Consider the following 19,088-nt stretch of genomic DNA (forward strand, 5'->3'; position numbering starts at 1 on the left):
TTACTATCGCTCGATTTGCCGTTATCTCCGCCACTTGGTGAGGAACCAGTGCCGCTCGAACCACCGCTACTTCCACTATCCGGTGAAGAAGGATTGCCGGCAGGACTTCCACTGCTTTCAGTAGATGATGCAGGTGGATTATTGCCCGTTTTTTCACCCTCTCCATTTGCCGGTGTCGGAGCTGGACTAGCCGGGCTTCCACCCGCTCCGGCTGGTGGTGCAGAAACATTATCGTTCGGCGTACTTCCACCCCCACCCCCGGATGAGCCAGGCTGTGCCGGTGCACTGCCGCCTCCTGAGCCGCCGGAGATCTGCTGTATGTTTTGTTTATCAATGACAGTACGATTTGCTTCCTCTACAAGCTTTTCAATGTCTATCCCATACTTCTCTGCCGCTTCCAGGTACTTTGCTGCATCCTCGTGCCCTTTCTCTACATATGTTTGCACTTCCTTAGCGGTACGGAGCGTATCTTCAGTCTGTGTCAATTTAGATTGAACTTCTGACAATTTAGTGCGAAGCTCATTTACGATTCCCTGTGAAACCTGGAGGTTTTCCTCCAGTTGTTTTGCTTCATCTTCTGAACCAAGCATTTTAACGAATAGGCTGTTCGCTTTATTTTGAGAGGAGTTCCCAGTGTCTTCTTTTTCCTGCAATTCTGCTTTCGCTGTAGACAGCTGCGGTTTTACAGCATCAACCTTCTCCCCTGCAATTTTCACATCATTGTTTGCTGTTTCTATGTATGCCAGCAATTCGGCTACAGTCGGAGCCGCATTTTCCTTTATTTGTTTTGCCTGCTTTGCTATCTCCTTGATTTGCTCGGCAAAACCCTGTGCTTCTTCAGGCTTCCAGCCATCTTACATTTATCAAGCAGCTCACCCGCTGTCTTATACAAAGCAGCATTCTGCTCACTGGCTTGCCTTATGCTGTCTACCATGCCTTGAATCGTTTTGGGAAAAACGAAAGCAGCGGATATGGAGCCGTCTATACTCTGAACATCATTAAAAAGCGCATAAGTAGATGGTGTAATTTGCGAAGCACCGAGCGTTGTTATGGCCAGGAGACTCATTACTTTATAAAGTCTTCTGCGCTGTCTCAGCTTTCGGTACCTGGAAGAACGAGTCTGTCGCATGAAACTCCCCCGTTTAGTAATTCTTTTACCCCCTGAGCAACTTTCGTTTTCATGTTTGTATCTCGCTGCTCTTTACATTTCCTATCTTACCTCCTGGGTCATTTTCCCCATATCGGGGAGCAGGATGAATCCGCTATGCTGTAAGGTTGATTCTCAGAGGCACCGAAAGATGATATGGATCTCATCCTGAAGTAGGGGTCCCATTCATGCCGGGCGCACACAAAAAAAGAGCCCCACCCGAAGGCGGAACTCTCATTCTTTCGCTTTTTCCCCTTTGAATCTGGGGCTGAAAATCACTTTATTAATCGGATCCTCTTCCTTTACATGGCTGATATCCTTAAAGCAATACGGACATTCCCACTTCCCGAACGCATTGCTGCTGTATGAATACTTCTGGCATCGATCACATTTCTTCCGGAACATGTACCCGCCCCCACCCATTCTGATTGCTCTATAATAACAGGAAAAAAGGAATGCTATATATCGGCAGACGGTTCGATTTTACATCCACTTTCAGCATGATTTCCTTCCTCATCCTAAAGGAAAAAACTCCGCCCGGTGAGGCAAAGTCCTGGCCCCGCTATTTATCCTACCAGATGGGCCGTTTTCTCTCTCACCCATGCATACGGTTGTAATTGGACTGCTTTTTCCAATGCATCCACCATTCTTTTATCGTATGCGGTTCCGGCCATGGACCGTAGTTCCATGAGCGCTTCTTCCGGTGTCAAAGCGTTTCGATAGACTCTAGGCGTCGTCATTGCGACGAAGCTTTCTGCAATTCCGAGAATCTGAGCCGGATGCGGGATTGCACTCCCCTTTAACTGGTGAGGATATCCTGACCCGTCAAACCGCTCATGGTGCCAGACGATCGCCTCGATGACACGCTCAAGCGACGGGTAGCCCATCAGAAGTTCCTGCCCGATAAAGCAGTGTTCCTGCACAACTTTATACTCATAATTCGTGAGCTTCTCCTGTTTTTCGAATACGTAATCAGGCCATTTAATCCGGCTGACATAATGGACGAGGGAAATAAGCTGAATTTCCCAATCCTGTACATCTTCTTCAGGAAATTGCTTCATGATTCGTTTCATCAGCAGGCTCATCTGCTCAATCTCCTTGCTTGTTCGCTGGGACTTGCGCTCAACGATCGGAACAAGCGCATAAAGCATATTCACAATATGAGCCTTTTTCTTCTCCTTATTTTTCTCCAAATAGCCATTCTTTATGGTTGAAATATGGGTCAGAATGACGAGCGAAGCCGCAAAGCTGCCAAGAATATCAAAAGCCTGGCTTACTAACCAATTTGCCATGCCCCCGGCAGGCAAAGCTGCGGCTGAGCTAAGCAAAGTAAAAAAACTAAAAAAGCTATACACGCCGTACGATAGGAAACTCCACAGGAAGAATACCTTTTTGTTGTCAAGCAAACTAATAATAATCGGGTATAAAAGAAAAACAAGGGAAAGTTGAGAATAGTCCAGCGGGTTATAAACAGCAACGAAAATAAATAGAGAAAAACAACAGAACGCAGTCACGTGTTCGGAAAACATATACTGAAACAGACTGGAGCGATGCAATAGATAGAACACCCAGTGAATCAGCACGCATACACCAAATGAAAGAACAGAGACAACGGAGTAATTTGTTTGGTTTACAGCCCACCGCGCCAGCTCGACAAAAAATTGCAGACTGATTAGCAGCGACATCCACAGGATAAGTCGGTTCCCCAGTCTTATCGAAATGTCTGCACTTTCTCTGTCCATTCTGACTTGCATTCTCTTTTCCCCTCTCTAAGACAAAACCTTCATATACCCTTTTTTCAACGCATAGAGAACGGCCTGTGAACGATTGGGCTGGCCGGTTTTCCGTAAAATATTGCTCACATGCGTTTTGACCGTGGCCTCCGAAATAAACAGCTTTTGCGCAATTTCTGCGTTGCTTAAATTATCAATAATAAGCTGGAAAATCTCCCGTTCACGTTCCGTCAGCGACAGCGACATCTCCTCTTCTTTCTTCTTATCCAGTTTAGGCTGGAAGCAGGAATACCCCATGAGCACCATTTCTATTGTTGTAAGAATTTGCTCAGGGAGTGTGTCTTTCATGATATATCCGTCAATTCCCGCATCCAGCGCTTTGTATATGTCTTCACTTTCATCAAATGCCGTTAGAATAATAATTTTTACATCCGGCAAGGCCTCCTTTAGCTTTTTGCTGCTCTCAATAACCGAGGCTCCCGGCATTTTCAAATCTGAAATGATAAGATCCGGTTTGGATTGCAGCGCCATGGCAACAAGCTCATCCCCATTCGTTGCCTCAGCTGCAATCGTGTACCGGGGCGAACTTTCCAATATCATTTTGAGCCCTTCGCGTACAATTCGGTGATCGTCGGCTAACACTAGTCTAAACTCAGACATACATCCCCACTCTCCCCCTTGGTATAATGGCAATTGTTTCTGTTCCGGCACCCGGCTTTGAACGGACGTCTACTGTCCCTCCCAATCGCTTGGCTCTTTCTTTCATCCCTACGATCCCAAAACTATCTGGCTTCTTCCCTGTAACTTCTGAGGGTAATCCTTTCCCGTTATCTTTGATTTTTATCATCCACTGGACAGCTGTAGCATCAAGTGTTACTTCCAATTGGCTTGCCCTTGCGTGTTTTAGGACGTTATATGCAGCCTCCTCTACAATACGGTAAATCGTCTCTTCCACCAGAAGACTCTCTTCCCCGACATGACCCCGGGTTATATATTCCACTTTCACCTGGCTTCCGTTCATAATTCGCTGCAGCAGCTTATGTACAGCGTCAAAAATGTGGTAGGATTCTCTGTCGTCACGCAAATGGCTAATGTAGTCTCTCACTTCGAGGTGACAGTTCTTGACCTGGCTCTCCATTCGTTCAATGGAAGCGCTCAACTGTTCTGTCATCGCACCGCCTATTTCCTGTTTAATCCGAAAGAGCTGGGCGGAAAGGAAAAAAAGCTGCTGGGCAAGCCCATCGTGCATATCCTGCGCCATTTTTTTTCGGACCTCTATATCCATCGCTTTCGCCATTTCCTGCTTAAGCCTTAGCTGCCTTTTGTGATTAAGAATGACGTGGCCAAGGAGGTGGAGATACCCGTATGAGTAACGCGTGGGAGAATTTTCTGCACTTAAAAGCAGAAACGCTCCCTGGTTTTTTGCGTTTCGGTGCAAAGGAAACAGGAATGCTTTTCTCTTCCCGCCTGCATAATCAGTAAACGTAATCATCGCTGGTTTTGGGGCGTTCGCGTGTCCATTTTCGATAAGCATCATTGAGTAATAATCATTTTTCCAATCGTCACCCGTATCAAGCTGGTCAAACCAGCATAAGTAAACAGGTTCCACACCAAAAATGCGCCGGACCACCCTTTCGGCCAACAGACTAATATCACGCAGGTTTTCCTGCTCCGGAAGCTTTTTAATAAAGAAAAGAACAATCATGCAGTGTCGGTAGAAGGATTGCAGCCTTGTAAAACAATAATAGATAAGCAAATAAATACTAAAGTAAGTAATGAGGTGGACAAGAAATTGGCTCTGGGAGTATAGGCTCTCCGGAAGTATGTAGTAATTCGTCAGGAGGAGAGGAAGAAAATAACATAATAAGAAAAACAAAAGCGGAACGAAGAAGATGATCCGCCCCCATCGGTGCGTATTAACCCAGAAGAGACTGGTGTACGAATAAATGAGGAAAGGGCTGTGCCATCCCCCCGTTTGGGCAAGCAAGAACGCATTAATACACAAATCAAAAGTAATAAGTGCAACCCATCCCTTTTTGGGGAACGGATAAAGCAGAAGGAACGTGTACAGGACATTGATTGCGACAACAAAAAGGGGTAACTTATACTCATCAGTAAAGGTTTTCATATAAAACAAAAACGTAATGAGAAAAACAAGCCAGCGAAAAGCAAACAAGTAAAGTCTTACGTGCTGTAAAATGTGTTTCATACTGGAACTTCACGATCCTCCACCTGTTAACCTTATTTTAACAATTTAAATACTATAATAGTACTAACCCATTAACAACGGGGACATTTTGTCGAAATCGAAAAAATGCATATTGTTAGTCTATTGTTCTTATACAATATTGTTTAAGTGAGTAATTTATACTATTATTTTAATGGTAATTACGGTTCAAGGTGGGTGAACTGGTATTTACTACCTATATAGTATAAATAAACATGCATGCTGTTTTTTACCGATGTTTCTGTTTTATTCGTTTCCCTCTTCAATTAGAAGCTGAAAATGAAGTATGATTACATAAAGTAAGAAAGGAGGCTAAAGTTATGGAAGAAAAAACATTTACGGCCGGAGATAAAGTGACCGCATCCTACAAATCGGGGACATATATCGGAGAAATTGTCGAAGTATACCCTCCCCGGGTCGCTATCGTTAAAATCCTTGCGGTAGTCAAGCACCCGGCGCAGGGCGATCTTCACCATCCCTTTGAAGCAGGGGTGCCGATTTTCCACCAGCGCCGGGCGCTTTCTTATCAGGAGAAGGCATCCGCACCGCTTGCCGGAGTTAAGCTGTATGAAGGGGAAGTTCCTGAATACCGTGTCTCCCTGCTCCAGGCGGTGGAAGCGGAAATAGAAAAAGTGGAAAGCATGCCCGGAGAATGGGCCAGCCGCTCCCTGAAAGAATTGGAAACACTGAAAGAAGAATATGCACGGGCATAAGAAAAAGAAGGGGGAAATGCTCTCCCTTCCTTCACTTGTTGTTTTTCCGCTGCCGCTTCTCGATGGGCCGGCCGATTCCTTTCTCAATCATCCGCAGGAATCCCTGATCTTTCGGTGCGACAAGCGTTACCGCTACGCCGCTTTCCCCGGCACGGCCCGTCCGTCCGATACGGTGAATATAGCTTTCCACATCATGTGGAATATCATAATTAAACACATGGGTAACACCTTCAACATCAAGTCCCCTTGCAGCCACGTCCGTTGCTACAAGCAGTTGAATTCTTCCCTCACGAAAATCCTTCATTACTTCTTCCCGCTTTGCCTGAGAGAGCCCTCCATGCAGTTCCTCGGAAAGGTACCCTCGCTGCTTCAATGATTCATTCAGTTTGCTTGTCCTTCGCTGTGTCCGGCAGAAAATCATCGAAAGAAGCGGACGATATTCATTCAGCAGCCTGCATAATGTGTCGAGTTTTCCCCGATCGGTTGTTTCTTCGACAATCTGGTCAATTTCGTCGAGAATGATTCGCTTGCCCTCTATTCTGATTTCTTCCGGCGACCGCATATATCTTGCGGAAAGCGTCCGGATTTCCTCCGGCATCGTGGCCGAAAACAGCATGGTTTGTCGATCGTTGGAGGTTTGCTCGATAATAGGTTTGACTTCATCCAGGAACCCCATATCAAGCATTTGATCCGCTTCATCAAGCACAAGCATCGACACATCTGACAAATCGATCGTTCCACGGCGCAGGTGATCAAGCAAGCGTCCCGGCGTCCCGATTACAATGTGTACAGCACCCTCCAGCCGTTTCATTTGCGCCTGTACATCCTGTCCTCCGTATACGGCCAGAACATGCACATCCGCTGCAGGTGCCAGCCTCTCTGTTTCCGCTGTAATTTGCAAGGCCAGCTCCCGCGTTGGAGCCACGATTAATCCTTGGATAACCTGGCGGTTTATGTCTATTTTTTCTATCATAGGCAGGATAAACGCAAGCGTTTTTCCCGTTCCTGTCTGTGCCCGGGCAATGACATCCCGGCCTGACAGCACAGCCGGAATGGCCTGCTGCTGGACAGGGGTCGGTTCTGTAATACCGCCCTCTTCGAGTTTATGTAGTAAGGCCTGGCGAATCCCTATTTCTGAAAAAGTCCCCGGCATCCCTTCTTTGCCTCCTATCTGCTTATCTACAGCAGGCGATCCGGCTTGTGCGCCTCCCGCTTTCTGCCCTGAAGTACATAATACAGGAAGCAGGCTGAAACAACAAAGATCTATATGCACCGGGGTTCTTTCTGATGTATGATTACAAAAAAAGACGTTGGAGGAATAAAAGTGCGTGCAATTATCCTTGGAATTCTGGCTTCTTTCTTTTTTGCCTTTACTTTTATCCTGAACAGGGCGATGGAATTATCCGGAGGAAGCTGGATTTGGAGCGCTTCTCTGCGCTACTTTTTTATGGTGCCTTTTCTTCTCGTGATCGTCATGTACCGAGGAAATCTGTCTCCCCTCTTATTCGCGATGCGGCAGCGGCCATGGGCGTGGATAAGCTGGAGTTTTGTCGGATTCGGCCTTTTTTATGCGCCGATTTGTTTTGCCGCTGCATACGGGCCGGGGTGGCTGGTCGCAGGCACATGGCAGATTACAATCGTGGCGGGTTCCCTGCTCGTCCCGTTTTTTTATGACGTAATTGAGGCACCCGGCGGACCATTGAAAGTGCGGCAGAAAATCCCGCTCAAAGGGCTTCTCATGTCTCTTATTATCCTGGCCGGTGTTGGAATCATGCAGGGCGCCCAGGCAAAAAACCTGTCCGCTTCTGAAATCGTCTTCGGCATCGTCCCCGTTGTTATCGCCGCCTTTGCCTACCCGCTTGGCAACCGCAAAATGATGGAAGTTTGCGAAGGGCGCCTGGATGCTTATCAGCGTGTGCTTGGGATGACGCTCGCAAGTATGCCGCTCTGGCTGCTTCTATCTGCATATGAGCTAGTTACAGCAGGGCCGCCCGGCATAGGGCAAACAACGCAATCTGTGATGGTTGCCGTTTCTTCCGGTGTTATCGCAACGGTTCTGTTTTTCTCCGCTACGGATCTCGTAAAAGAAAACGCGCAGAAACTCGCTGCCGTAGAAGCTACTCAATCAGGGGAAGTGATTTTCGCTGTGCTAGGAGAGCTTGTCCTCTTGTCCGCCCCCCTTCCTTCCGCCCTGTCGCTTGCAGGAATGTTCCTTGTTATTATCGGCATGGTGCTGCACAGCTTTATCTCGCACAAAGGTGAAGCCATATCCCATGATGCGCGTGAAGAGCATTTTGCATAGCATTACCCGAACAAAAAAGCTGCTCCGGAAATCGCCGGAACAGCTTTTTTTGTCACCATTTATACGAGTGTGCCCTATTCCGGCTCTTTATCATCCGGGATAACCCGCTTGCCCGAAGGAAGACGCCCTGCTTTTCGTGCCGACTCTCTCAGTAGAAATTCAATGTGCGTGTTTACACTCCTAAACTCGTCAGCCGCCCAGCTCTCCATAATTTCATATAGTTTAGGATCCATTCTGAGGAGAAATTTCTTCTTCTCGGCCATTTGTTAGTAAAGCGAGCCGGAATTAATGACGGGCTGGGCTGAACGTTCCGAAACGATGGCTACCATCAGGTTATTAATCATTGCTGCTTTCCGCTCTTCATCCAATTCAAACCCTTCCTGTTGCAGCTGCTTAATCGCCATCTGCACCATGCCTACCGCGCCTTCAACGATCCGATGCCTTGCGGATACGATAGCGGACGCCTGCTGCCTCTGCAGCATAGCACTTGCGATTTCTGTAGAATAGGCCAGATGGGTCAGGCGGGCTTCCATGACTTCAACTCCTGCTACTGACAGGCGGGACTGCAATTCATGAGCCAGTTCATTCGCTACTTCCTCTGAATTCCCACGCAGTGAATACCCTTCCTCGTCAAAATTATCATACGGATAACGGCTGGCCACGTGCCGCAGTGCCGTTTCACTCTGAATCTCTACGAATTGTTCGTAATCATCTACATCAAACAATGCTTTAGCTGAATCAACAACTTTAAATACAATCACTGCTGCAATCTCAATCGGGTTGCCGAGCACATCATTTACTTTCAGCTTTTTGCTGTTGAAATTGCGTACCTTTAGCGATACTTTGCGCCTAAAGGTAAAAGGGACACCCAGCCATAACCCGCTGCCCCGCACCGTACCGAGGTAACGCCCGAAGAAAACGAGCAGAACCGCCTGATTCGGCTGCACAATAAAAACCCCGCTTAACCCAATAAACCCTAGAAAAATAAGAGGTGCACCCGCGATCGGATTCTCGGTGACAGCAATAAGGTAAAGACCTGCCAAAACAATAGCTACAAGAATAACCAGGCCGATAAATCCATTCAACACCCACGCTTTTTCTCATTCATCATACAATCCCTCTCTCTATATCGATATCATTTCAATATCATTATGATATCATTTTTGTATTAAATTGTAAACTAGTTTCCTCTTTCACCATGCTGGGCTCATGCTCATATGTTAGGTAGAGAAAAAGGGAGGTACCGTATGCCAAATCAAAATTATGTGGAAAGCGCTCTGTTTGAACACCGTTTTTGGCTGCAAGTGCTAGGAGATCATGCCCGTTTTCTTCTTATGACCCTCGGTCCTATAGAAGAAGGGGATATCCAGAAAGCCCATTCCTTTCTGTTCATATTCGATGACCTGCTGGCACGCGCCCGGCGTTCTTTATCTGAAACTGAGGTAGCGGCGCTAAACCAGGAAGTTTATCATTATGCCGAACAACTGTGGGAGTTTAAGCTCTCCATTCTGCGGCGGCAGCTGGAAGGCAAAATGAATATCAATCTGCCTCCTACTTTCATTAATCACATGGTAAACGAAGTAGAGGAATACCTTCGCATACTCTGCTCCCTCCTTGCCGGAAATCTTCCTCCTGCATGCCATCCGCTTCATTATCACCTGGTGTGGCTGCCTGATGCCGCCGGCCATGCCGCTTCCATCAACAGTTCCTCCGATCCGGTGGAAAAAACGGTGAAGATGAGGAGCGAAGCCTTCACCAAGCACTTCGAACAACTTTATATAAAGGCAGTAGAATTAGCCGGTTACATGCGTACGAATTTGCAGCAGTTCCCTGCCCTTTCCCGTTTTAATCGGGAAGTCGCACTAGAAATGCAGCTATTTACACAATTTCTAAATGAGATAGAAGAGCTGGAGCTCACACACGAGCTGCTCGGCACTCTCTCCCCTCTCATGCCTGATCATATGGCCCGGGAGGAATGCTACTATCTAACAAAACTGGCACAGGCTTCTGAAACAAATGTCCCTCCATGCGATCCCACGAAACCGCGTGTAAGTAACAAAAGGTAGGACCTTCGCGCTAATGTGATATTTTCTAACATACATAGTAACTTTTTCTCCTATACATGATATAGTTAAACTAGTAGAAATCATCAGGAAACAGGAGGGAGAGGAGTTGTCCTACAAAGAAAAGAAAGTAATTACGATCGGCATTGTAAGTGAGCTGACCGGTTTGTCAGAAAGGCAAATACGCTATTACGAAGAACGCAGACTGATTTTTCCCGAACGCACAAACGGGGGAACAAGAAAATTCTCCTTTATGGATGTAGAAAAACTAGTCTCGATCGCAAATCAAATGGAGGATGGCATGCAAACATCCGAAATAAGAAAACTGGAGAAGAAAAAACTGAGCACCCAGGATGCCGAGGTAAGAAACAGGATGATTCAAGGCCAGCTCAATGCTGCCTTTCCGACAAAGAAACGATAAAAACTTTGTCAGAAAATATATCCCGTTTTCACTAAAAAACTTCTCGGTCGTTATACTGAATATATCACCTCCTGGTGTTAATCTCTCCTTCATAAATTCCACCCTTAGCCACAATGCCCGGAGCATTGTGGCCTTCTTTTGTATAAGCAAATTTCTATGTCACATTATCTCACACGATTTACACAAATAATTTCCCGGCATTATACAATGTGACTATCCTATACAAAAGAGAGGGAGAGGACAATGAAATTAGAGGGAATTTTAGCAATGATTGACCCATTTTATGTTTTTTTAGCGGCCCTTTTAGTTATTTCTATGCAGATTGGATTTTCACTCCTTGAGGCCGGCTCCACGAGAATGAAGAATGCAGGCCACATCGCCGGTAAGCAAGTGATTAGCTTCGCGCTCGTCAGCCTTTGCTTCTGGTTCGCCGGTTTTGGTGTTACATTTGGGGAAGGGAACAGCTTTATTGGATTGACAGGATGGATGCTTCACGTACCGGAAGACCAGGTCGATAAAGTATTTGCCTCCCTCTCCTGGGCAAACGTCCCCCTCACGCTTAAGTTCTTATTCCAGCTTTCTTTTGCCGCGGTATCCCTTGCCATTGCATGGGGAGGGTTCGCAGAGCGGGCAAAGCTTTCCGCGTATTTTGTTTTCGGCGCTCTTTTCACTGTCGTTATTTATCCGGTCATCGGGCACTGGGTATGGGGAGGCGGCTGGCTTGGCCAGATGGGAATGCAGGATTTTGCCGGCTCTACCGTTGTTCACCTGCAGGGTGGGATTGCCGCACTTGTAGCTACCCTGCTTCTCGGACCTCGTATCGGAAAGTTTACGAAAGACAAAAAACCGAATCTTCTTCCCGGGCACAATCAGGTCTATTCCGTTATCGGCGTCCTCGTTCTCTGGATCGGCTGGTTCGGGTTTAATGCAGGTTCTACAATGACAGTAAAAGATGGCTTCTTCGGATATGTGGCATTAACAACGAACCTGGCAACGGCCGCAGGCGCTATTGCCGCAATGCTTGTCGCGTGGATCGTGCTTGGCAAAGCGGATATTACAAGTATGCTCAACGGTGTACTGGCAGCTCTTGTAGCAATCACCGCAGCCTGCGCCTTTGTTGAGCCGTGGGCCTCCGTAGTCATCGGCGCAGTGGCGGGCATTATTACCTTCTTTACTTCGCTTTACTTTGAACGAAAAGGAATTGATGACCCGATTTATGCCTTCTCTGTTCATGGGATTGCCGGGATCTGGGGCACGTTATCTACCGGCTTCTTCGCTTCTCCCCGCCTCGTTGAACAGACTGCGATCGGGAAAGCAGGGCTCTTCTACGGCGGCGGCTGGCATCAGCTGTGGGTGCAAACCGTCGGTGTCCTTGGCGCGGCGGTATACGTAGCCATTGTGAGTTTCGTCATCCTGTATGTTTTAAAAGTCACCATGGGCTTACGGGTAACGCCTGAAGAGGAAATTGCAGGCCTTGACATGAGTGAACATGGCGCTTACGGTTATCCTGAGCATTTAGAATCTCCTGTCAAAAATCATCAGTCAGCTGTTTAAAAGCGGCATATAAATATAACAGATAAACGAAGGCCGGACTGGGCTTATGCCTATCCGGCCTTCCCTATAAAAGAGGTGTCTGGATGAATGACAATAAACACTGGGGAGTTTTTCTTTCTGAGGTTACCGGGGCCAAATCGCTTAACGAGCTGAAGAAAATTCACTCGTCTTTCCCTTATTTTCTCCAATCTGTTTTACGTAACAGCCAGCCGGATATTCATGAAATCTACGTTTTTTTGAACCGCATCCACGATGCGCTCATGCAAAAAGCACTGCAGTATGCAGAAAGGGCGGTTAAAGACGAGGGCTATACCTCCCCTCCCGAGGTCTATTGCTGGATTATTACAGGAAGCGGCGGGAGAAAAGAACAGACAGCATGGACCGATCAGGATAACGGGATTATTTATCGCTGTTCCCCCTGCCAGAATCCGCAAGAGGCAGAGGCTTTTGTTAAGCGCTTTGCTGAAATCGGCGTCTGCTCTCTTAAGCAGGTTGGCTATCCTCTCTGCCCCGGTAATGTAATGGCGACAAACGCACGGTGGTGCAAATCAGAAATCGAATGGGAACTCATGATTAGAGGGTGGGGAGAAAATCACTCCGCGCAGGATCTCCGCTTTCTTTTAATCCTTTCAGATTTCCGGGTTCTTTACGGAGACGGAACGCTGGCCGGGACATTGCGCGGCTTTTTCTCTTCCTTCGTACGGAGCCGGCCTTCTCTATTGCATCGTTTTGCAGAACATGCCATCGCCCACCCCATTCCGCTAAATATATTGGGGCAAATTATACCGGAACGCTGGGGCGAGCACTCCGGCATGTTTGATATAAAGCATGGAATATACATTCAACTCGTTAATAGCATACGCTTTTGGGCTTTGGCTTACAGTATCGAAGAAACCTCTACTCTGGAAAGGATAAAGAGGCTGGAGGAGAAAGGGGTATGGACTGATCAAGAAGGAAAAACGCTCAAATCGGCCTTTTCCTATGTCGCCCGCTTACGCCTTTCTCACCACCTTACACAGGAGAAGCACAAGGAGCTGCTAGACCACCATATTTACCTCACCGAATTAAAAAAGCAGGAATTAACGGACCTAAAAAAAGCAATGAGGGCAGCAAAACAAGTTCAATCTAAAATAAAACGTGAATTCATTTCACCTAATAACGGTTCAGCAAAAGGAGTGCTGCGATGAATGGAAGACGGCCGGAGCAACCCGGCAATTGGAAAATGTTTATTTCCCGTATGCTCTCCCTTGGTTTGAGCCGGGAGCATCTCCCTATTGTCCGGGGAGCCAATGCTTCTTCGGATTTATATCATGCAGCACTTATCCGTGATTTGATAAAGAGCATAGAAAGGAACCCCTTTGGGCTCGATATTTCACTCGCCGATATGGAAGTTGTTATTCTCGATACAGAAACAACCGGGTTTCGTCCCGAGCACGGCGATGAGATCATCTCGATCGCAGCGGCGAAAACCGCCTGCCGTAAAGTTACAGCGGATGTGTTTTCCACTTATGTTAAACCGTCTATTCAGATTCCTGAATCCATTACCGCATTGACGGGCATCACTCAGCAGGAGGTTGCTTTGGCCCCCACCCTGCACGAAGTTATGCCTGATTTGTTAAAGTTTATTAATGGCAGGATGATTGCCGGCTACCACATTGCCCATGATCTAGCCTTTCTCAATACTTTTCTCTGGAAGCACCACCGAACCGGGATGTCACACCGGCTTATTGAGTTACGAAAAGTAATGGAAGCTCTCTGGCCAGGGCACCTATTCAGGAGCCTGGATGATGTTCTCTCCTTCTTCTCCATCGAAATAAAGAACAGGCATACTGCGCTGGGCGATGTTAAAATGACAGAATTGGTCTGGCACTGCATTCTGGAAGAGTGTGAACGACAGAGGATCTATACGCTGGAGGACTTATATGTGAGGATGTCAAACCGATAAGGAGGAGCTGCGGCCTCATTGCAAGGGGTACATCGTGAAGGCACAGCTCCGATTTCTTATTTACCCGGTTCTATCATGTGTTTTGCTTTTGGTACAGCCCATCAATTTCCCTGGCCGAAACAAAATCCAGATCCGTTAACCCACCTTCATTCCACGTCGTTAGACGCATGGTTACCATTTTGTAGTCAATGGCAATCATCGGGTGATGGATTAATCGTTCCGATAAGTCAGCGACCTGATTGACGAACGCAATGCCCTCGAGAAATTGTTTGAAACGAAACTTCTTCTCGATCCATTTCTCATCTTTTCGTTTCCAGCCCGGCAGCGTAGAAAGCTGGAATTCAATTTCCTGCTCACTTAGCTTCATTCATTTCCCTCCAGTTTCTCCATGCTGCTTTTATTCAGGATTAAGCAGACGTCTTATCCACTGATTGTGCAGCCGAAAGCAGCGCAAGCCCATTCTCGATGAGCTCCCTGTTCTCCGGATTGCCGGCAAGAGCCGTTAACTGCTGGCGCAGGTGAAGGCTCTCCTCCTTCATGATTCCCCGTTCCGTCATAATCTCCAGCAATTCCAATCTTAACAGCCAGTCTTCCGGATAATCGCGGTCAAGCGCTTGTGCGACTGCAGCAAGCCTTTGCTCCGTATCTTCCCGCTCCACCCTGCCCTCTCTTGCCTCTCTCACCGACTTATATAAATGATGAAGCTTTGTCTCCCGGTCGTTCCATTGCGGCCTTTTCTTAGAAACAGACGATTTCCGATCGGTATGGGCTAGAAACTTTTCTTTGTCCGCAGCCCCTGAAAATACAGACACAATCGACGCCCCAACCGCCATATCGTATGTTCCCCACTCCGGATGAAATAGTGTTTTCTCATCTGTTACGACAGTGCAATTCTCGAAGCCGATGAGAATGATTTTTCCGTTGTGGCGCCGAACGTATAAAACGGTACCTGTTACGCGAATCCCGGATTCAAACAGCAAGGATGTTTTTTCTCCCTGATGCAGATTCCATTTATGCATCTGCTCCTCGGCGAAATCTTCAAGCGGAATTTCTTCCCCTTCCAGCTTTCCGATTGGTGAACCAAACCCATCCTTATGGTACGACTTACCATGCCCTTCAAGCTCTCGATTCTCTACAGCAAGCGCGGCAGGACCGGTCAGCTGCAGGTAGATCACTTCATCGTTATCTCCATATTCCAAATGTGTAATTGTGCCTGTCACCTGGAGCCCGGAACGGTAGACGGCGGTCGCAATATTTTCCGATTTTATGGCCATAAGAAGCCCTTCCAGCCCACCCCTGGAACACACAAGCCAGGTTTCCAATTCTTTCACCGCCTCTATTAGCTCTTCAAAGTTCCGGCAAACAAACAGCTGCGGCTGGTAGTCCGTAATGTCATATCCTGCCTCAACGCAAGCATTAAGCGAGAATGGGATTTTCTTTGTGTCAGGCTGCAGGCACCGTTTGCTTTCGCCTACAGAAGAAAGTAAACCGGCTCCATAAATCTCCGGCTTCTCCAACTCTCCTATAAGACCGTATTCAACCGTCCACCAGTACAGGCGGGAAACGAGCTGAATCTCCGAAACTTCGGTAACCGCCGCCTGTGCTTTCTTTAACTGTTCCTGCGCCTCGGCTATTTGTTCTTTTATCGCTTCCGGGTCTTCTTTAACCATAGAAAGGAGGCGGATGGCTTCATAGAGCGTATAATCTTCCTTTGTTGACATCGCCTTCGCTCCGAGCGCACCAATCATTCTCACGTACGAAGCATACTTCTCATCCTTCAGGATAGGGGCATGCCCCGCCGCCTCATGGAGAATATCGGGTGCCGGGGTATAAGCGATATGCTCATGGGTACGTATGTCCGTCGCGATGGGTAAAATTCCGTGCGCCTGGAAGTCCATAAATGCAGCAGATGAAAGAAACCCATCAATTGTAACCGCACTCCAGCCGAATTTGGAGAGGCGCTCGTTCATTGTTTCGATGCGCGGAATCGCCTCTACATCAATACCCGTAGAATAAAGGCCGTCTATATAAGCACTGTGTGCTTTCTCTCCCAGAAAAGCCCGGTTTTGCCGCATGACATACCGCCAAACCGCCTGGTTAATCGGTGTGTACTTCTCGTACTCTTGCTTGACAACAAACTCCCGCAGGTGAGAAGGAATGTTAACCATGGTACTTCATCCTTCCAATTGTTATTTCAATGCTTGTTTCCTTCGTTTTTCGGCAGCCAGCTGTACATATAGTCCGGATCCTCATATTTACAGGCCTGTTTCACCACTTTTAACGGCCGGAACGTGTCGATCATGACAGCGAGTTCCCCTGTTTCCTTCTTGCCGATGCTCTCTTCCATTTTTCCCGGGTGAGGCCCATGCGCAAGCCCGCTCGGGTGAAGAGTAATGGATGCTTCTTTGATGCCTCGGCGGCTCATAAAATCTCCATCGGCATAATAAAGTACCTCATCGCTGTCTACATTGCTGTGTACATAAGGCGCCGGGATCGCCTGGGGATGGTAATCAAACAGCCGGGGTACAAACGAGCATACAACATAGTTGTGAGCCTCGAATGTTTGATGAACCGGCGGCGGCTGGTGCACCCTGCCCGTAATCGGTTCAAAATCATGAATGCTGAACGCATACGGAAATAAATATCCGTCCCACCCAACCACGTCAAGCGGATGAAAATCGAACAAATACGAAGTGAGCATGCCCTGTGCCCGTACACGCACTTCATATTCCCCTTTCTCATTCTTTGGTTCCAGCTTCTCAGGGGTTCTAAAATCACGTTCACAGTAGGGGGAGTGTTCAAGGAGCTGGCCGTGCTCGTTCCGATACCGCTTCGGGGGAACAATAGCGGAATTTGATTCGACGACCAGAAAGCGGGCTTCTTTCGTTTCCAGAAGCACTCTGTACGTAGTTCCAATCGGGATAACAAGGTAGTCACCAGGGTAGAAAGAAAGCTCTCCAAATATGCTTTCGATTCTTCCTTTTCCCTCGTGTACATACAACAGCTCGTCCCCTCCCCGTTCCGATAGAAGTACTCCATCTGAAGGGTAGGGCGGGCAATCCCGATGGCTACGTCATCGTTTGCCATAAGAATTTTCCTGGCCTCCAGAAAGCTCCCGCCAGCCTCCGTGTCCCATGTTAGAAAGTGCCGATGGCGTAACGCATCGCGTTCCTCAAACTCATAGGAAATATCTTTTATCTTTACCGCTTTCTTTACCTGGGTGGGCGGATTGATGTGATAAAGAAGGGACTGAATTCCGGAGAAGCCCTTTGTCCCCATCAGCTGCTCATAGTAAAGGCTTCCGTTTTCCTTACGAAACTGTGTATGCCGTTTATGCGGAATGCTCCCCATTTTGACGTAATGCGGCATTGGTTTTCCTCCTCATCTATCAACAAGAGAAACGGGAAGGGAATTGACTTCCCCTCTCGTTTCTATAGGATATCTTTATGCCTTTTTCAAGTTATAAGCTTAAATGTTTCCTCTTCGTTCCTGCTCCCGCTCAATTGATTCGAATAGCGCTTTAAAGTTCCCATCCCCAAAACCAAGAGCCCCTTTGCGCTGAATAATTTCGATAAACAATGTTGGACGGTCAACAACCGGCTTCGTAAAGATCTGCAGTAAATATCCTTCGTCATCACAGTCGACGAGAATATTTAATTCCTGGATCTTTTTCAAATCTTCATCAATTTTCCCGACACGATCCGTAAGTTCTTCGTAATAGGTCGCAGGTGTACACAGAAACTCAACTCCGTTTGCCTTTAAAGCGTTTACTGTTGAAATAATATCATTTGTCAGCAGCGCCAGATGCTGAACACCTGGGCCATAGTAAAAATCAAGGTATTCCTGAATCTGCGATTTTCGCTTTCCTTCCGCAGGCTCATTAATCGGAAACTTAATCCGGCCCGTTCCGTTGGTCATTACTTTGGACATCAAGGCAGAGTATTCAGTTGAAATGTCATCATCATCAAAATGCTTCATTACGTTGAATCCAAAAACCTTAGCGTAGTACTCCGTCCATTCGTCCATCCGCTCTACGTTGCCTACGATATGGTCGATACCTACAAGACCTGTCGCAGTCGAATCAACCTGAAAATCGGACACCTGGTAGCCAGGAAGAAATGGCCCTTTGTAGTCCGTTTTATCAATAAGTGTGTGAATTGTATCCCCATATGTGCCTACGATCGCCTTCTTTACAATTCCGTTCCCATCGCTTTCCGTCCATGGTTCCTTGATTACAATCGCTCCCCGCTGTACTGCTCCTTGATAGGCTTCATCGACGTTGGATACCTTTAACGCGATATCTTTTGCCCCTTCACCGTGCAGCTTTACAAATTCAGCAATGTCCGTGTCATTTTGCAGTGATCCTGTAACAACAAAGCGGATCGCCCCCTGTTCGAGAACGTAGGATACGCGGTCACGGCACCCGGTTTCCAGCCCCTGGTATCCAATGATTTTAAATCCATATGCTTTACAATAGAAATAAGCGGCTTGTTTGGCGTTTCCTACATATAACTCAACATGATGCAAATCCTGGACAGGAAAGATTTCTTCTTTCACCTGATTTTTCACATCAAATAATTCTTTAGACATTTCTATACCTCCTGCTATTTTAAAAAGTAAGGTAAAACACTTTTATAAATCAGTTCGATTTATCCTATTAATTAAAATATTACAGTGATTATTTTATTTTTGCAAACGCTTACATTAACGCACGCAAACTTTACACCATTAAAGATTCCTACCTTTTATATAATGGATTTCTTTGAAACTATTGGTGTGTTTTTGTAAAAAACAAAAACACCTTATTCGTTTAAGAATAAGGTGTTAATTCGTATATGTATGGTGGGCCTAGGCTGACTCGAACAGCCGACCTCACGCTTATCAGGCGTGCGCTCTAACCAACTGAGCTATAGGCCCATGGAGCATCTGTCTTGCGCAGATACTACTGATTTCATCTGAACAAAGAAGCACAGTCGACGTAGT

The 19,088-nt window shown here is 47.0% G+C and carries 18 protein-coding genes, 1 tRNA gene and 2 pseudogenes; 7 read left to right on the forward strand and 14 right to left on the reverse strand.

Going from position 1 to position 19,088, the window contains the following annotated elements; genetic code table 11:
• From MBEAL2_RS26315 to MBEAL2_RS26335, 6 genes and pseudogenes are all read right to left on the reverse strand, one after another.
• Nucleotides 1–716, reverse strand: a pseudogene (locus MBEAL2_RS26315) (hypothetical protein); the annotation flags it as partial.
• A gap of 83 nt (nucleotides 717–799) precedes the next feature.
• Nucleotides 800–1,129, reverse strand: coding sequence for a hypothetical protein (locus MBEAL2_RS26320; protein WP_047155187.1), 330 nt, complete (start codon nucleotides 1,127–1,129; stop codon nucleotides 800–802).
• 252 nt (nucleotides 1,130–1,381) lie between these two features.
• Nucleotides 1,382–1,552 carry a hypothetical protein gene (locus MBEAL2_RS32085; protein ID WP_161798305.1) on the reverse strand — a complete coding sequence of 57 codons (171 nt, stop codon included), beginning with the start codon at nucleotides 1,550–1,552 and terminating at the stop codon, nucleotides 1,382–1,384.
• Between the two features lie 161 nt (nucleotides 1,553–1,713).
• Nucleotides 1,714–2,901: an HD-GYP domain-containing protein gene (locus MBEAL2_RS26325; protein WP_047155188.1), complete on the reverse strand. Its 1,188-nt coding sequence runs from the start codon at nucleotides 2,899–2,901 to the stop codon at nucleotides 1,714–1,716.
• A gap of 15 nt (nucleotides 2,902–2,916) precedes the next feature.
• Nucleotides 2,917–3,540, reverse strand: a complete 624-nt coding sequence (locus MBEAL2_RS26330; RefSeq protein ID WP_047155189.1) for a response regulator — start codon at nucleotides 3,538–3,540, stop codon at nucleotides 2,917–2,919.
• A complete protein-coding gene (locus tag MBEAL2_RS26335; RefSeq protein WP_047155190.1) occupies nucleotides 3,533–5,089 on the reverse strand; it encodes a sensor histidine kinase in 1,557 nt (518 codons plus the stop codon). The genes MBEAL2_RS26330 and MBEAL2_RS26335 overlap by 8 nt, the downstream gene beginning before the upstream one ends.
• A gap of 338 nt (nucleotides 5,090–5,427) precedes the next feature.
• Here MBEAL2_RS26335 and kapB point away from each other — a divergent pair, with 338 nt between their 5' ends.
• On the forward strand, nucleotides 5,428–5,820 hold the full coding sequence (kapB, locus tag MBEAL2_RS26340) for a kinase-associated lipoprotein KapB (RefSeq protein WP_047155191.1): 393 nt from the start codon (nucleotides 5,428–5,430) through the stop codon (nucleotides 5,818–5,820).
• A 31-nt stretch (nucleotides 5,821–5,851) separates the two neighbouring features.
• On the opposite strand, the gene MBEAL2_RS26345 is transcribed toward kapB, so the two are convergent.
• Nucleotides 5,852–7,093: a DEAD/DEAH box helicase gene (locus MBEAL2_RS26345; RefSeq protein ID WP_236693027.1), complete on the reverse strand. Its 1,242-nt coding sequence runs from the start codon at nucleotides 7,091–7,093 to the stop codon at nucleotides 5,852–5,854.
• Nucleotides 7,094–7,144: 51 nt separating this feature from the next.
• On the opposite strand from MBEAL2_RS26345, the gene MBEAL2_RS26350 reads away from it, so the two are divergent.
• Nucleotides 7,145–8,122: a DMT family transporter gene (locus MBEAL2_RS26350; protein ID WP_047155203.1), complete on the forward strand. Its 978-nt coding sequence runs from the start codon at nucleotides 7,145–7,147 to the stop codon at nucleotides 8,120–8,122.
• A 74-nt stretch (nucleotides 8,123–8,196) separates the two neighbouring features.
• Here MBEAL2_RS26350 and MBEAL2_RS26355 read toward each other — a convergent pair whose 3' ends face one another.
• Nucleotides 8,197–8,385 carry a type II toxin-antitoxin system antitoxin gene (locus MBEAL2_RS26355; protein WP_047155192.1) on the reverse strand — a complete coding sequence of 63 codons (189 nt, stop codon included), beginning with the start codon at nucleotides 8,383–8,385 and terminating at the stop codon, nucleotides 8,197–8,199.
• Between the two features lie 3 nt (nucleotides 8,386–8,388).
• Nucleotides 8,389–9,210, reverse strand: coding sequence for an SPFH domain-containing protein (locus tag MBEAL2_RS26360; RefSeq protein WP_047155193.1), 822 nt, complete (start codon nucleotides 9,208–9,210; stop codon nucleotides 8,389–8,391).
• A gap of 159 nt (nucleotides 9,211–9,369) precedes the next feature.
• Here MBEAL2_RS26360 and MBEAL2_RS26365 point away from each other — a divergent pair, with 159 nt between their 5' ends.
• The 5 genes from MBEAL2_RS26365 to MBEAL2_RS26385 all read left to right on the forward strand — a co-directional run bounded on the left by MBEAL2_RS26365 (nucleotide 9,370) and on the right by MBEAL2_RS26385 (nucleotide 14,105).
• The gene (locus MBEAL2_RS26365) at nucleotides 9,370–10,188 is read left to right on the forward strand and encodes a DUF2935 domain-containing protein (protein WP_047155194.1); all 819 of its coding nucleotides are present in this window, start codon (nucleotides 9,370–9,372) and stop codon (nucleotides 10,186–10,188) included.
• 106 nt (nucleotides 10,189–10,294) lie between these two features.
• Entirely contained in the window at nucleotides 10,295–10,606 is a 312-nt protein-coding gene (locus tag MBEAL2_RS26370; protein WP_047155195.1) for a MerR family transcriptional regulator, read from the forward strand.
• 243 nt (nucleotides 10,607–10,849) lie between these two features.
• On the forward strand, nucleotides 10,850–12,160 hold the full coding sequence (locus MBEAL2_RS26375; protein WP_047155196.1) for an ammonium transporter: 1,311 nt from the start codon (nucleotides 10,850–10,852) through the stop codon (nucleotides 12,158–12,160).
• 83 nt (nucleotides 12,161–12,243) lie between these two features.
• Nucleotides 12,244–13,347, forward strand: a complete 1,104-nt coding sequence (locus tag MBEAL2_RS26380) for a putative nucleotidyltransferase substrate binding domain-containing protein (protein ID WP_047155197.1) — start codon at nucleotides 12,244–12,246, stop codon at nucleotides 13,345–13,347.
• Nucleotides 13,344–14,105 (forward strand): exonuclease domain-containing protein, encoded by a 762-nt coding sequence (locus tag MBEAL2_RS26385; RefSeq protein WP_047155198.1) that lies wholly within the window; start codon nucleotides 13,344–13,346, stop codon nucleotides 14,103–14,105. The genes MBEAL2_RS26380 and MBEAL2_RS26385 overlap by 4 nt, the downstream gene beginning before the upstream one ends.
• 73 nt (nucleotides 14,106–14,178) lie before the next feature.
• Here the strand turns inward: MBEAL2_RS26385 and MBEAL2_RS26390 are convergent, their stop codons facing one another.
• From MBEAL2_RS26390 to MBEAL2_RS26410, 5 genes and pseudogenes are all read right to left on the reverse strand, one after another.
• Nucleotides 14,179–14,472 (reverse strand): 4a-hydroxytetrahydrobiopterin dehydratase, encoded by a 294-nt coding sequence (locus tag MBEAL2_RS26390; RefSeq protein ID WP_047155199.1) that lies wholly within the window; start codon nucleotides 14,470–14,472, stop codon nucleotides 14,179–14,181.
• A 40-nt stretch (nucleotides 14,473–14,512) separates the two neighbouring features.
• The gene (locus MBEAL2_RS26395) at nucleotides 14,513–16,273 is read right to left on the reverse strand and encodes an aromatic amino acid hydroxylase (RefSeq protein WP_047155200.1); all 1,761 of its coding nucleotides are present in this window, start codon (nucleotides 16,271–16,273) and stop codon (nucleotides 14,513–14,515) included.
• 26 nt (nucleotides 16,274–16,299) lie between these two features.
• Nucleotides 16,300–17,474: pseudogene (locus MBEAL2_RS26400) on the reverse strand (homogentisate 1,2-dioxygenase).
• A gap of 99 nt (nucleotides 17,475–17,573) precedes the next feature.
• Nucleotides 17,574–18,695 carry a 4-hydroxyphenylpyruvate dioxygenase gene (hppD, locus tag MBEAL2_RS26405; RefSeq protein WP_047155201.1) on the reverse strand — a complete coding sequence of 374 codons (1,122 nt, stop codon included), beginning with the start codon at nucleotides 18,693–18,695 and terminating at the stop codon, nucleotides 17,574–17,576.
• Between the two features lie 250 nt (nucleotides 18,696–18,945).
• Nucleotides 18,946–19,022 (reverse strand) — tRNA-Ile (locus MBEAL2_RS26410).
• Between the last annotated feature and the right edge of the window lie 66 nt (nucleotides 19,023–19,088).

This window comes from Aneurinibacillus tyrosinisolvens, from assembly GCF_001015055.1.
In the GTDB taxonomy this organism is placed as follows: domain Bacteria; phylum Bacillota; class Bacilli; order Aneurinibacillales; family Aneurinibacillaceae; genus Aneurinibacillus_A; species Aneurinibacillus_A tyrosinisolvens.